Source organism: Micromonospora sp. 4G55 (assembly GCF_016803375.1).
Genome location: NZ_JAEVHN010000118.1, coordinates 1 through 13,195, shown reverse-complemented (window position 1 = coordinate 13,195; position 13,195 = coordinate 1). Strand labels below are relative to the sequence as shown.

Annotated in this window: 12 protein-coding genes and 1 pseudogene; 8 read left to right on the top strand and 5 right to left on the bottom strand. The window is 72.9% G+C overall.

Features of this window, described 5'->3' with window-relative positions:
- Positions 1–888, top strand: an 888-nt coding sequence (locus JNW89_RS12875; RefSeq protein ID WP_238449114.1) for a ParA family protein, incomplete at its 5' end; no start/stop codon positions are given.
- A 44-nt stretch (positions 889–932) separates the two neighbouring features.
- Here JNW89_RS12875 and JNW89_RS12870 read toward each other — a convergent pair.
- The gene (locus JNW89_RS12870; RefSeq protein WP_088959499.1) at positions 933–1,361 is read right to left on the bottom strand and encodes a DUF3151 domain-containing protein; all 429 of its coding nucleotides are present in this window, start codon (positions 1,359–1,361) and stop codon (positions 933–935) included.
- A 251-nt stretch (positions 1,362–1,612) separates the two neighbouring features.
- On the opposite strand from JNW89_RS12870, the pseudogene JNW89_RS38730 reads away from it, so the two are divergent.
- Positions 1,613–2,822 (top strand): annotated as a pseudogene (locus JNW89_RS38730) (LOG family protein).
- Between the two features lie 50 nt (positions 2,823–2,872).
- On the opposite strand, the gene fbaA reads toward JNW89_RS38730, so the two are convergent.
- Complete coding sequence (fbaA, locus tag JNW89_RS12850; protein ID WP_238449110.1) at positions 2,873–3,895, bottom strand: class II fructose-bisphosphate aldolase; 1,023 nt, start codon at positions 3,893–3,895, stop codon at positions 2,873–2,875.
- A gap of 126 nt (positions 3,896–4,021) precedes the next feature.
- Positions 4,022–4,405: a phage holin family protein gene (locus tag JNW89_RS12845; RefSeq protein ID WP_238449109.1), complete on the bottom strand. Its 384-nt coding sequence runs from the start codon at positions 4,403–4,405 to the stop codon at positions 4,022–4,024.
- A gap of 135 nt (positions 4,406–4,540) precedes the next feature.
- On the opposite strand from JNW89_RS12845, the gene JNW89_RS12840 reads away from it, so the two are divergent.
- Positions 4,541–4,753, top strand: coding sequence for a hypothetical protein (locus JNW89_RS12840; RefSeq protein WP_238449108.1), 213 nt, complete (start codon positions 4,541–4,543; stop codon positions 4,751–4,753).
- On the opposite strand, the gene JNW89_RS12835 is transcribed toward JNW89_RS12840, so the two are convergent.
- Together JNW89_RS12835 and JNW89_RS12830 are read right to left on the bottom strand one after the other, a co-directional pair.
- The gene (locus JNW89_RS12835) at positions 4,744–5,835 is read right to left on the bottom strand and encodes an LCP family protein (RefSeq protein ID WP_238449107.1); all 1,092 of its coding nucleotides are present in this window, start codon (positions 5,833–5,835) and stop codon (positions 4,744–4,746) included. The two genes, JNW89_RS12840 and JNW89_RS12835, sit on opposite strands and share 10 nt — an antisense overlap.
- Positions 5,832–6,317 carry a SigE family RNA polymerase sigma factor gene (locus JNW89_RS12830; protein ID WP_238449106.1) on the bottom strand — a complete coding sequence of 162 codons (486 nt, stop codon included), beginning with the start codon at positions 6,315–6,317 and terminating at the stop codon, positions 5,832–5,834. The genes JNW89_RS12835 and JNW89_RS12830 overlap by 4 nt, the downstream gene beginning before the upstream one ends.
- A 143-nt stretch (positions 6,318–6,460) precedes the next feature.
- Between JNW89_RS12830 and JNW89_RS12825 the strand changes: the two genes are divergently transcribed.
- From JNW89_RS12825 to JNW89_RS12805, 5 genes are all read left to right on the top strand, one after another.
- Positions 6,461–6,832 (top strand): hypothetical protein, encoded by a 372-nt coding sequence (locus tag JNW89_RS12825; protein WP_238449105.1) that lies wholly within the window; start codon positions 6,461–6,463, stop codon positions 6,830–6,832.
- Positions 6,721–7,962 (top strand): LPXTG cell wall anchor domain-containing protein, encoded by a 1,242-nt coding sequence (locus JNW89_RS12820; RefSeq protein ID WP_238449104.1) that lies wholly within the window; start codon positions 6,721–6,723, stop codon positions 7,960–7,962. The genes JNW89_RS12825 and JNW89_RS12820 overlap by 112 nt, the downstream gene beginning before the upstream one ends.
- Before the next feature lie 190 nt (positions 7,963–8,152).
- Complete coding sequence (locus JNW89_RS12815) at positions 8,153–9,673, top strand: LPXTG cell wall anchor domain-containing protein (protein WP_238449103.1); 1,521 nt, start codon at positions 8,153–8,155, stop codon at positions 9,671–9,673.
- Positions 9,674–9,815: 142 nt separating this feature from the next.
- Entirely contained in the window at positions 9,816–11,387 is a 1,572-nt protein-coding gene (locus JNW89_RS12810) for a 3' terminal RNA ribose 2'-O-methyltransferase Hen1 (protein WP_238449102.1), read from the top strand.
- Positions 11,384–13,195, top strand: a 1,812-nt coding sequence (locus JNW89_RS12805; RefSeq protein WP_238449101.1) for a polynucleotide kinase-phosphatase, incomplete at its 3' end; no start/stop codon positions are given. The genes JNW89_RS12810 and JNW89_RS12805, both read left to right, overlap by 4 nt.

The window sequence follows — 13,195 nt, the reverse complement described above, 5'->3', positions numbered from 1 at the left end:
CAGGCCCGCCCGGCCGACCCGGTCGCCACCATGGGGGTACGGGCGGTGGTCAACAAGATCGGCCTGAAGCTGCCGCCGGGGCGGCACGAGCAGGAGATCAAGCGGGACGTCGAGATGGTCCGCCGCAACTTCGGCGGGCTGCGCCAGGTGACCGTGGTGAACCCGAAGGGCGGCGCCGGCAAGACGGTGGCCATCCTGCTGCTCGCGATGACCTTCGGCCAGAAGCGCGGCGGGTACGTGCTGGCCTGGGACAACAACGAGACCCAGGGCACCCTGGGCATGCGCGCCCAGCAGGACTTCCACTCCCGTACGGTCCGGGACATGCTGCGCGACCTCGGGCAGTTCCAGGGCGCGCACGGCCGGATCGGCGACCTGTCGCAGTACGTCCGCTCGCAGGGCGAGGGGATGTTCGACGTGCTCGCCTCGGACGAGTCGGCCACCGGCGGGGAGATGCTCACCGCGGCGGCCTTCGCGGAGATCCGTGAGGTGGTCAGCCGGTTCTACAAGCTGATCTTCGTGGACACCGGGAACAACGTCCGGGCGCAGAACTGGCAGGCCGCGATGGACGCCACCGACCAGCTGGTGGTGACCATGTCGGCCCGGAACGACTCGGCGGAGACGGCCGCCCGGATGCTCGACCACCTGGAGCAGAGCGGCCGACAGCGGCTGGTCCGGCAGGCGGTGACGGTGGTGTCGATGCCGCCGTCCCGCAAGGAGATCGACCTGCCCGCGATCCAGGAGCACTTCGCCGCCCGCACCCGGGCGGTGCTGCTCGCGCCGTACGAGCGTCTGATCGACACCGGGGAGCCGATCCGGTACGGCGGGCTCTCCTCCGCGACCCGGGACGCCTGGCTGAAGATCGCCGCCGCGGTGGCCGAGGGCTTGTAGCCGCCACGGCCGCCCGGTCAGCGCCGGGCCGCCGTCGCGATGCGTCACTCGCTGGCGAGGGCGTCCCCGGCGGCCGGGTCGCAGTCGCGCAGGAACTGCGCGCAGCGGGCCGCCTCGTCCGCCTCGCCGATCTCGCCCGCCGCCCGGGACAGGACGTACAGGCAGCGGAGGAAGCCCTGGTTGGGGCCGTGCGACCAGGGCACCGGCCCGTGGCCCTTCCAGCCGCTGCGACGCAGCTGGTCCAAGCCGCGGTGATAGCCGGTGCGGGCGTAGGCGTACGCGGGAATGACCTGGCCGGCGTTGAAGGCCCGGGTCGCCAGCACCGCCCAGGCCGCACTGTAGGTCGGGAAGCGGGCCGCGACCTCGGCGTACGCCTCGTCGGTGCCCTTCTCGGCGGCGGCCGCGAGCGTGGCGTCGGCCTCTTCGTGCGCGGGCAGGAGGGTGGCCGGTGGCTCAGGCAACAGGTTCTGCATCGTCCCATTCAACCGGCTTCGCCCCACCGCGCGCGAGAGGATCGGCCCAGCGCGCTGGCTGAACGGGGGAGGCGTCCGTCACGCCTGCGGCCCATGCCGCCGCGAGATGTTTTCCATTACAACTATTAATCCGGAGCCTCCCCAGGACCCGGTTACGCAGGAGCCCGGTGGTTTCGACCGCCGGGCTCCTGTCGTCCCGGTCCGCGGACCGGCAGGTTTGGGCCATTGCCCGGCCCGGGCAGGATGGCCTGGTGCCGACCCCACCTCCCGCGGACGTCATCGCGCCGCACGACACCAGCCACGACGAAATCGAGACCCGCGCCGAGTTCGACCGGCGGCTGGCCAGCGGCAGCCTCGCCGGCCTGACCGTGCAGGGACTCCGCCTCGACCTGGACCCTATCCCCGACCTGACCCGCACCGAGGTCGCCGGCACCCTCTTCGTCGGCTGCCGGTTCGCCTCCCGGGAGGTCGGCGCCGACCTGGTCCGGCGCGGGGCGAACGTGGTGCCGCCCTTCTCCGGCCTGCCGTACCCGACCCAGCCGTCGCACCTCTACACGCCGGAGGAGCTGGCCGCCGGGTTCGCCGAGGGCGGCTTCGCCGGGATGTACGACACCCGGGTGTACGCGCACTTCCGCGAGCACGGCGGCGCGCTGCCGGACGTCCGGGAGGCGCTCGGCCAGCGGCTGCACGACCACGGCGTGGACAACGCGCTGGTCGACGCCACCCGTCCTGGCTCGCGGCGCACGGGCCGCAGTCGGTGGTGGGGGTGATGGGCGGGCACGCCGTGCCGCGCGGCAGCGTGCCGTACCGGATGGCGGCGGTGCTGGGTTGGGAGCTGGCGCGGGCCGACCGGCTGGTGGTGACCGGCGGCGGACCGGGCGTGATGGAGGCGGCCAACCTCGGCGCGTTCCTCGCGGGTTGCCGGCCGAGGAGCTGACCGCCGCGATCGACCTGCTCGCCGTGGCGCCGGACTTCACCGACCACGACCGCTACACGGCGGCGGCGCTGACGGTCCGCGAGCGGTACGCGACCGGGCCGGCCGTCCCGCAGCAGCGGGCGCCCGAGCTCGACTGGGCCCGCTCCGGCGGGCTGGCGATCCCCACCTGGCTGTACGGGCACGAACCGGCGAACCTCTTCGCCGGGCGGATCGCCAAGTACTTCTCCAACGCCATCCGGGAGGACACGATCCTGCGGCTGGCCCGGGGCGGGATCGTCTTCGCGCCCGGCCGGGCGGGCACCGTGCAGGAGGTGTTCCAGGCGGCGACGAAGACCTACTACGGCACCGACGGGGCGAGCGGGGCGTACGTCTTCCTGGACCGCGCATACTGGACCCGGGAGCTGCCGATCGAGTCGCTGCTGCGGCCGCTGTTCGCGGCGTCCCCGTTCGGTGACCTGTCGACCACCGTGCACCTGACCGACGACGTCCGGGAGGCCGTCCGGGTGCTCACCGCGACCGCCTGAGACGCCGACGCCGCTCCCGGGCGGGGAGCCGGCCGTCGTGCAGACAGCTGTTACTTCATCTTGGTGCCGGTCGAGCGCAGGTGCTCGCAGGCCTCCACGACGCGGGCGGCCATGCCGGCCTCGGCGGCCTTGCCCCAGACGCGCGGGTCGTACATCTTCTTGTTGCCGACCTCGCCGTCGACCTTCAGCACGCCGTCGTAGTTGCGGAACATGTGGTCCGCGACCGGACGGGTGAAGGTGTACTGGGTGTCGGTGTCGATGTTCATCTTGACCACGCCGTAGTCCAGCGCCTCACGGATCTCCGACAGCAGCGAGCCCGAACCGCCGTGGAAGACCAGGCTGAGCGGCTTCTCCTTGCCGTACTTGGCGCCGACCGCCATCTGGATGTGGTCGAGGACCTCGGGGCGGAGCTTGACGTTGCCCGGCTTGTAGACGCCGTGCACGTTGCCGAAGGTCAGCGCCGCCATGTAGCGGCCCTTCTCGCCCAGGCCGAGCGCCTCCACCATGGCCAGGCCGTCCTCGACCGTGGTGTAGAGCTTCTCGTTGATGGCGTTCTCGACGCCGTCCTCCTCGCCACCGACCACACCGACCTCGATCTCGAGGACGATCTTGCCCTTGGCGGCCTCGTCGAGGAGCTGCGCGGCGATCTCCATGTTCTCCGCCACCGGCACGGCCGAGCCGTCCCACATGTGCGACTGGAACAGCGGCTCCTCGCCGCGCTTCACCCGCTCCTGGGAGATCCCCATCAGCGGCCGGACGAACTTGTCCAGCTTGTCCTTCGGGCAGTGGTCGGTGTGCAGCGCGATGTTGACCGGGTAGTTCTTGGCCACCTCGCGGGCGTACGCGGCGAACGCCACCGCGCCGGTGACCATGTCCTTGACCGACGGGCCGGACAGGTACTCGGCACCACCGGTGGAGACCTGGATGATGCCGTCGCTCTCCGCGTCGGCGAAACCCTTCAGCGCCGCGTTCAGCGTCTGCGAGGACGTCACGTTGATCGCCGGGTACGCGAACCGGCCGGACTTGGCCCGGTCCAGCATCTCCGCGTAAGTCTCGGGGGAAGCGATGGGCATGTCGAACGCTCCTTACTTACCGCTCTCGGCCGAGCTGGCCGCTGTCTTCCATCGGGTGCGCCGGACCGCGCTGTCCACCGCCGGCAGTATCCCGTAGAAGGTGGCGGCGGGCACAACCGCCTCCCCTCACCGGTCCGCCAGCCTGTCCGGTACGGCGACGCTGATCAGCCAGCTCACCACCGCCATCACGATGGCCCCCCAGAAGGCGGCCCAGAAACCGTCCACCCGGAACGGCAGGTCGAGCCCACGTGCGATCCAGTCCGTCAGCAGGAACAGCAGCGCGTTCACCACCAGCGCGATCAGACCGAGGGTGAGCAGGTAGAACACGCAGCCGACCACCTTGATGACCGGCTTGAGCACGGCGTTGACCACGCCGAAGATCAGCGCCACCACGATCAGGGTGAACGCCGTTTCGGCGCCGTTGCCGCCGGTCACGTCGACGCCGGGCACGATCAGCGTGGTGACCCACAGCGCGACCGCGGTGATCGCCAGCCGGATCAGGAAGCCCACGCCTCCATCCTGGCACCGCCGGCAGGCCCCGGTGGGACGATCCACCGAGTCCGCTTGCCGCGCCCACCGGGCACCCGCGCCGCGCAGCCCGTACGGTGTGGGGTGGTAATCCGCCGGAACCAGGGAGGGACGACGATGGGTCAGCCCGACGAGGACTTCGCCCCGAGCGATCACCTCAGCCCGGAGGAGCGCGACCTGGAGGCCGAGCCGGCCGACGCGGTCGAGCAGGCCGCCTCGATCGACCCGGGCGACGCCGACGCCGAGCCGCACCGTGGCCTCGAAGTCGGCGACTGGGACGCGATGGAGCAGGCCCGGGTGGTCACCGGCGACGAGGACGACTACCGCTGAGACCCCAGGGCGGTGACCCGGTCGGGGTTCGCCGCCGCCCACTCGGCCAGCCGGTCCTGGCGTAGCGCGGTGAGGAAGGCCGGCGCGGCGCGCTCGTCGAGCAAGAGGTTGCCCGGCCGTTTCGGCGAGTCGACGGTCGGCAGGGCAAGACCGACCGGGGCGGCTCGAGACGCCTGCACGGTGCGCGCGAGAAGGTCCGGCAGCGAGGCGTCGCCGGTGTCGGTGACCAGGTCCGGGCCGAGTACGGCCAACAGCCGGCTCAGCGCCACCGGATTGTGCAGGGCTTCCCCACTGTCGAGCTGCCGCAGCAACCCTGCCGCGTAGCGCTGGGCGTTGCGGTCCCGGTCCTGGCCGCCCCAGGTCATGCCGTAACGCTGCCGGAGCAGGTCGATCGAGCCGGTGCCGTCCAGCCGCTGGCAGCCGGCCGGGAAGACGCGCCGGGTGTGCACCGAGCGGACCCGCTCCGGCAGGCAGACCTCCACCCCGCCGACGCCGTCGGTGAGTCGCCGCAGCACCGGGTACGTCAGCACGGCGCCGGCGTCGATGCGTACGCCGGTGGTGTCGCCGACCACCCGACGGGTCAGGTCGTAGCCCCGGCGCAGGTCGGGCCGCGATGCGGTGGCGCCGAACTGGAAGGAGCTGTTCAGCTTGTCGGTGCCGTGCCCGGGGATCGCCACCATCAGGTCGCGCGGCAGCGAGACGAGATAGAGCCGGCTCCGGTCCGCCGGAACGTGCACCAGCAGCACGGAGTCAGCGCGGGGGACGGAACCGGTGCCCCCGACCCGCGGGTCGGGGGCACCGTCCACCCCGACCAGCAGCACGTTCAGCGCGCCACTGGGCGCGACCCGGTCGGCGAGGAACTCCGCGGTGGCGGTGTGCCCGCCGAGCGACGGGACGACCCGTGGCACCGCGACGCCCAGCAGCCCCAGCACCGCCAGCGCGCCAGCCCCGGCCTGGAGCCGACGGTGCCGGCGACGACGGCGTACGACGATCCGGTCGACGGCCGCCCGCAGCGGCCCGGCCGGCGGGGTGAGCGACTCGTGCCGCGCGAAGGCGGCCCGCAGCTCCTCCTCGACGGTCATGAGCAGACCTCCAGGTGTTCGGCGCGCAGCGTGGCCAGCGCCCGGGAGATGGACGAGCGGACGGTCCCGACGGCGCAGCCGAGGATCTCGGCGATCTCCGCGTCCGGCAGGTCCTCGTAGTAGCGGAGCACCAGGCTGGCGCGCTGCCGGCGGGGCAACCGGGCCAGCAGGGACCAGACCTGGTCCCGGTCCACGGCGTCCTGCGCGTGGTCGGCGGCCGGCGGCCCGGACTCGTCCGGCTCGCCGCGCAGCAGCACCCGCCGCATCCAGGAGCCCCGCCGCCAGTCGACGTACTGGTTGGTCAGCATCCGGCGCACGTAGCGCTCCGGGGACTCCGCCCGGGCCACCCTCCGCCAGTTCAGCTGGACCCGGACCATCGTGTCCTGCACCAGGTCCTGCGCCTGGTGCGGATCGCCGGTCAGCATGACCGCGTACCGCAGCAGCGCGGTCAGCCGCGAGTCGGCGAACTCCTCGTACGTCACTGCACCTCCCGGTGTCCCGACCCTGATGACGGGAGTGGGCGCCCGAAACGTTGCGCCACCCGCTCGCCGGGCGCGGCAGGCGAGCGGAGAGTGACATCCGTGAGAGGCTGACCACGCTCCGCCATCGAACGGGAGGACAGTCGATGCTCCGGCACTCCATCCGGCGCTGGCTCGCCGGCGCGGCCGTCGCGGGCGCGTTCGTCGCCGCCACCGCCACACCCGCGATGGCGGCCGGCGAACTCCGGATCGCCGCCCGGAACCTGCTGGTCGCCCCGGGGCACAGCGCCCCCGGCTCGGTACGGGTCGACGTCGACCCCTCCCCCGCCGGCAGCCCGGTGGCCCTCGACATCGAACTGTCCGAGTGGGACCCGCTCGGCAGCTTCACGGTGACCGACGACGGCGGGTGGACTGCGTCCGGCACGTCGACACTCTGCACTGCCTGGGCGCTCTCGGTAGGTGGGGACGTACGCCCACCCTCTACTTCCAGCTCGCCGCGCGGGCCGACGCCCCGCTAGACGGGCGGGCCGAGCTGACCGTCCAGGCTTCCTCGGCCGTCGGCACGGCCACCCGGAAGATCACGGTCAGTGTGGTCGAGGGCGTCGACCTGGTGACCGAGCCGAAGACCGCGCTCCGCGCCGGGCCCGGCGGCACCGTCGACCTGACCAGCACCGTACGCAATGCCGGCCCGGTGCCGGTGCACGGCGCGGTGCTGACCCTCGACGCCGACATGGACGTCATGTCGGTCGACGACTTCCGCAACTGCCGACGCCAGGAGGCCCGGGTCACCATCTGCCGGTTCGACACCGAACTGGCGCCCGGGGTCAGCTACCGGCTGTCGGCACCGCTGCCGCTCACCCTCAAGACGTTCCTGCGCAGCGGCCTCGTGCTGCCCAACCGTCTGCAGTGGTGGACCCCCGACGACTGGGCGCTGGTCGAGCAGGACCCGGACGTGCCGCTCCCACCGGACACCCCCGGCACCGGCGACGAGTTGCGCCTGATCGCGCAGCCGACGGCGCGGCAGACCGACACCGCCGCCTGGAACAGCTGGACCGCGGTGGGCATCACCGTCACCGGCGACCGGACCGCGGATGCGACCGCCGTCGGGGGGCGGGTCAGCGCCAAGGTCGGCGACCGGGTGACGGTGACGCCCGGGTTCCGCAACCTCGGGCCCACGCCGGTGGAGACCTGGCGGGAGATCCCGCTGGTGCGGTTCCGCATCCCGGACGGCACCACCGCGGTCGAGGTGCACTGGGGTTGCGCGCCGATCGGTGCCGGCCCCTGGAAACCCGGCGACACGTTCGGCCAACCCGGTGCGCGGGAGTACGGCTGCAGCGGCCCGGGCGACATCGCCGGTGTCGGCGAGACCGTCTCGTACTCCTTCACCCTGCGGGTGGACCGGCTGCCGCGGCCCACCAGCGGGCGAGTGACCATCGACGTCGAGGCCGACACCGACCCGGCCAACGACCGGGCGGAGATCGTGCTCGTCCCGCCGGCCGGAACCGGCGGCAACGGCGGTGGCGACGACTCGCTGCCCATCACCGGCGGATCCACCGCCCTGACGGTGGCCGTCGGCGGGCTGCTGCTCGCCGCCGGTACGACTGGGGTCCTGCTGGCCCGCCGCCGACGCACCGACTTCGTCGCCTGACCAGCACCGCGTCACGCCCCGTCGCCGCCCTGGTGACGGGGCGTCGCCAGGGTCGGCCCGTTGCGTCGGAAGATGCTCAGCCGTTCGGCTCGTTTGCCTGGTCCACAGGCCATTCGGGGTGACGGAGAGTTTTAAGGAGTCCTTAAGATCCGCAGGCTCCACCCTGTCACCCCCACGGGAGGAACCCCCCATGCTCACGCACTCCACCCGGCGCTGGCTCGCCGGGTTGGGCGTCGCAGGCGCGTTCGTCGCCGCCTCCGCCACCCCCGCCCACGCGGCAGACCCCCTGGAGATCGTCGCCTGGGACGTCCTGGTCGCGCCGGAACACACCACGTACAACTTCATCGCCACGTACATCGCCGGCGAGGAACAGCTGAAGAGCGCGACCCTGGACCTGGACCTGTCCGAGGTCAACGACGTCGCCACCATCGAGCTGGCCAGCTCCGACTGGGAGTGCGCCCCCTCCGGCGACACCCTGCACTGCGAGGCCGAGGCCGATGAGTGGGGCGTGCCCAGCCTCGACTACTACCTGACCGCCAAGGCGGACGCGAAGCCCGGGCAGAAGGCCGACCTGGGCATCAAGGCGGCCGGCGGCGGCCGGACCGCCAGCAGCAGCGTCACGGTCACCATCGCCGAGGGCGTCGACCTCCAGTCCGAGCCGGAGGCCACGGTCGACGGCGATCCGGGCGCCACCGTGGGGCTGCCCGGCGACGTGGTCCGCAACTCGGGCGACAACACGGCGCACGGCGCGGTGCTGCGGCTGCAGGCCGACTACCGCAGCCCGTACGTCGGTAACTTCAGCAACTGCGAAGACATCGAGTACCTGGCCGTCATCTGCACCTTCGACACCGACCTCGAGCCGGGCAAGAGCTACCGGCTCTCCGAGAAGCTCCCGGTCAAGCTGGACAAGGGCGCCCGTACGGGGAGTGAGCTGGAGAACTACGTCGACTGGTTGACCAAGGACGACTGGACCCAGATCATCGACGACCCCGACTTCCCGCTGCCGCCGGGTACTCCGGGCACCGGTGACAAGCTCAGCCTGGTCGAGCTGCCGGCCGCCCGGCAGGCGTCCGTCCCGCAGACCGACGTGGACCAGACGAACAACTTCACGGTCGTCGACATCAAGGTCGGCGGAAACAACCCGGCCGACCTGGCCGCCGTGGGCAGCACCGCCACCGGCAAGGTCGGCGACAAGGTCACGGTGACCGCCGGCTTCACGAACCTGGGTCCCGCCACGGTGGACGCCTGGCGGCTCACCGAGCCGATCGTGACCGTCGAGATCCCGAAGGGCACCGAGGCGATCGAGGTTTCGGAGGAGTGCGCGCCGTACGACAAGGACAGCGAGGAGCCCTGGAACCCGTGGGACCACGCGGGTGAGCCGGGCGCCGACCTGTACGGCTGCATCTCCGCGGGTGACCCGGAGCCGGGCGTGGGCGGCAAGTACCCCTTCACCCTGCGGATCGACAAGCTGACCGGCCCGACCTCCGGCAAGGTGACCACCCACCTGGACGGCGACCCGAAGGCGGACAACAACGAGGCGGCCGTCGTCATCAAGCCGGGCAACGGTGGCAACGGTGGCGGCGACGGTGGGTCGCTGCCGATCACCGGTGAGAACACGGGTCTGATCGCCGGCATCGGCGGCCTGCTGCTCGCCGCCGGCGTCGGCGGTTACGTGGTGGCCCGCCGCCGCCGTACCCGCTTCGTCGCCTGATCCCACCCGCTCCACCCGGCGCCCCGTCGACCACCGGTCGGCGGGGCGCCGCCGTCTTCCCAGTGGGGCTTCCCCGGTAACCCCACCACAGGGAGCAGAAAACGGGACGACGCAAGATCGAAGCCCCTGAGACCATGAGCCCGTGCTGCTCACCCTGACCACCACCCACCGGCCGGCGACCGACCTCGGGTACCTGCTGGTCAAGCACCCTGACCGCGTGCAGTCGTTCGAACTGCCGGCCGGCACCGCGCACGTCTTCTACCCCGAGGCGGACGAGGACCGGTGCACCGCCGCCCTGCTGGTCGAGGTCGACCCGCAGCGGCTCGGCGTGGGGCGGCGTGGCGGCCGCAAGCAGGCCAGCACCCCGGAGAGCTTCACCCTCGGTCAGTACGTCAACGATCGGGCGTACGCCGCGTCCAGCCTGCTCGCCTCGGCACTGTCCACGGTGTTCCGGTCGGCGCTGCGCGGCGAGTCCCGGGACCGCCCGGAGCTGGCCGGCACCGCGATCCCGCTGGAGGTACGGGTGCCGGTGCTGCGCTGCCGCGGCGGCGCGGACGTGGCCGGCCGGCTCTTCGCCCCGCTCGGCTGGACGGTCACCGCCACCCCGATCCCGCTGGACGAGCAGCACCCCGACTGGGGTGACAGCCGGTACGTCGACCTGGTCCTGACCGGCACCCTCCGGGTCGCCGACGCCCTCAACCACCTGTACGTCCTGCTGCCCGTGCTGGACGACGCGAAGCACTACTGGGTGGCGCCGGACGAGATCGACAAGCTGCTCCGCGCGGGCGCGGGCTGGCTGGCCGACCACCCGGAGCGGGCCCTGATCACCCGTCGCTACCTGGCCCACCGCCGGGCGCTGGCCGGGCAGGCGCTGGCGCGGCTGACCGAGCTGCGCCTCGCCGACGAGCCGCTGCCCGACGACAGCATCGACGAGCCCCCGGCCGACCCGGGCCACGTGACCGGCGTGGCCGGACCCGACGCCGGCACCCCTGACGAGAGCCCCGGTGCAGCGGGACCCGAAGGCGGAGCGGCCGGGACGACGGATGCGGCCGGACCGGGGCGGGCGTCGCTGGCGGTACGGCGGCGCGAGGCGGTGCTCGCCGCGCTCGCAGCCAGCGGCGCGACCCGGGTGCTCGACCTCGGCTGCGGTGGCGGCGCGCTGCTCACCGCCCTGGTCGCCGATCGGCGCTTCACGGAGGTCGTCGGCACCGACGTCTCCACCCACGCGCTGACGCTGGCCGCCCGCCGGCTGCGCCTGGACCGGCTGCCGGAGCGGCAGCGCGACCGGATCCGGCTCTGGCAGTCCGCCCTCACCTACCGGGACGACCGGCTGCGCGGCTACGACGCGGCGGTGCTGATGGAGGTGATCGAGCATCTCGACCCGCCCCGGCTGCCGGCGCTGGAGGACGCGGTGCTGGGCCATGCCCGGCCGGGCACCGTGGTGGTGACCACGCCGAACGCCGAGTACAACGTCCGCTACGAGGGACTGCCGGCGGGGCGGTTCCGGCACGCCGACCACCGCTTCGAGTGGACCCGCGCCGAGTTCGCCGCCTGGGTCGAGCGGGTGACCGCGACGTACGGCTACACCGCCACGATCGGCGGCGTCGGGGAGGAGGACCCGGAGGTGGGCGCCCCCACCCAGTTGGCTGTCCTGACCACGATCGAAAACACCACGACCGAGAACGCCACGACCGACCGGAAGGAGGAGCGATGACCACCCTCGACATCCCCGAGCTGGCCCTGGTGGCGCTGGTCGGCGTCTCCGGATCGGGCAAGTCGACCTTCGCCCGCCGGCACTTCCTGCCCAGCCAGGTGCTCTCCTCGGACATGTTCCGGGCGATGGTCGCCGACGACGAGAACGACCAGTCCGCCTCCGCCGACGCGTTCGAGGCGCTGCACCACATCGCCGCCACCCGGCTGCGTCGGGGCCGGCTGACGGTGGTCGACGCGACCAACCTCCAGTCGCACGCGCGGGCCGGACTGGTCCGGGTGGCCCGGGAGCACGACGTGCTGCCGGTGGCGATCGTGCTGGACGTGCCGGAGGCACTGGCCTGGGAGCGGACCGAGGGGCGGGCCGACCGGACCTTCGGCCGGCAGGTGCTGACCCGGATGCAGCGGGACCTGCGCCGGACGTACGGGCTGCTGGCCCGGGAGGGCTTCCGCAAGGTGCACGTGCTGCGCGGCGTCGAGGAGATCGAGGCCGCGGAGATCCGGTACGAGAAGCTCTTCAACGACCGGCGGGAGCTGACCGGGCCGTTCGACATCGTCGGTGACGTGCACGGCTGCCGGGAGGAGCTGGAGGCGCTGCTGCTCCGGCTCGGCTGGTCGCTGCGCCGCGACGACGCGGGCCGCCCGGTGGACGCGGTGCACCCGGCTGGTCGTACCGCTGTCTTCGTGGGTGACCTGGTGGACCGCGGCCCGGACTCCCCCGGCGTGCTCCGCCTGGTGATGGGGATGGTGGCGGCCGGGCACGCGATCTGCGTGCCGGGCAACCACGAGCAGAAGCTGCTGCGCAAGCTGCGCGGCCGGGACGTGCGGCTCACCCACGGCCTGGCCGAGACGATGGCCCAGCTGGAGTCGGAGCCGGCGGAGTTCGTCGCGGAGGTCTCCGCCTTCGTCGACGGCCTGGTCAGCCACTTCGTGCTGGACGGCGGCCGGCTGGTGGTCGCGCACGCCGGCCTGAAGGAGGCCTACCAGGGCCGCGCGTCCGGCCGGGTCCGCGCGTTCGCGCTCTTCGGGGAGACCACCGGGGAGACCGACGAGTACGGCCTGCCGGTGCGCTACCCGTGGGCGCGCGACTACCGGGGCTCGGCCATGGTCGTGTACGGCCACACGCCGACCCCGGAGCCGGAGTGGGTGAACAACACCATCTGCATCGACACCGGCTGCGTCTTCGGCGGCCGGCTCACCGCCCTGCGCTACCCGGAGAAGGAACTGGTCGCCGTGCCGGCGGGCAAGGAGTGGTACGCCCCGGTCCGCCCGCTGGTCAGCGCCCCCGCCCGACCGGACACGGTGCTGGACCTGACGGACGTCACCGGCCGCCGGCACCTCGAGCACGCGTACGGGACGCTGACCGTGCCGGCGGAGAACGCCGCCGCCGCGCTGGAGGTGATGAGCCGGTTCGCGGTCGACCCGGGCCGGCTGGTCTGGCTGCCGCCGACCATGGCGCCCTGCTCCACCGCCACCGTCGAGGGCTTCCTGGAGCACCCGGCGCAGGCGTTCGAGGACTACCGGGCCGCGGGCGTGGACCGGGTGGTCTGCGAGGAGAAGCACATGGGCTCGCGGGCGGTGGTGCTGGTGGAGCGGGAGCCCACCGGTGGGCCGTTCGGCGGCGGCGTGGTGCACACCCGCACCGGCCGGCCGTTCTTCGGCGCGCCGCTCGACGAGCAGTTGCTGGCCCGGGTACGCGCGGCGGTGACCGCCGCCGGCCTCTGGGCCGAGCTGGGCACCGACGCGCTGCTGCTCGACTGCGAGCTGCTGCCCTGGTCGGCGAAGGCGGGCGGGCTGATCCGCGAGCAGTAC

Bases quoted from the DNA above. Each gene is read 5' to 3' on its own strand.
- JNW89_RS12870 (WP_088959499.1), bottom strand. From the start codon at position 1,361: ATGCAGAACCTGTTGCCTGAGCCACCGGCCACCCTCCTGCCCGCGCAC.
- fbaA (WP_238449110.1), bottom strand. From the start codon at position 3,895: ATGCCCATCGCTTCCCCCGAGACTTACGCGGAGATGCTGGACCGGGCC.
- JNW89_RS12840 (WP_238449108.1), top strand. From the start codon at position 4,541: ATGGGTCAGCCCGACGAGGACTTCGCCCCGAGCGATCACCTCAGCCCG.
- JNW89_RS12835 (WP_238449107.1), bottom strand. From the start codon at position 5,835: ATGACCGTCGAGGAGGAGCTGCGGGCCGCCTTCGCGCGGCACGAGTCG.
- JNW89_RS12825 (WP_238449105.1), top strand. From the start codon at position 6,461: ATGCTCCGGCACTCCATCCGGCGCTGGCTCGCCGGCGCGGCCGTCGCG.
- JNW89_RS12815 (WP_238449103.1), top strand. From the start codon at position 8,153: ATGCTCACGCACTCCACCCGGCGCTGGCTCGCCGGGTTGGGCGTCGCA.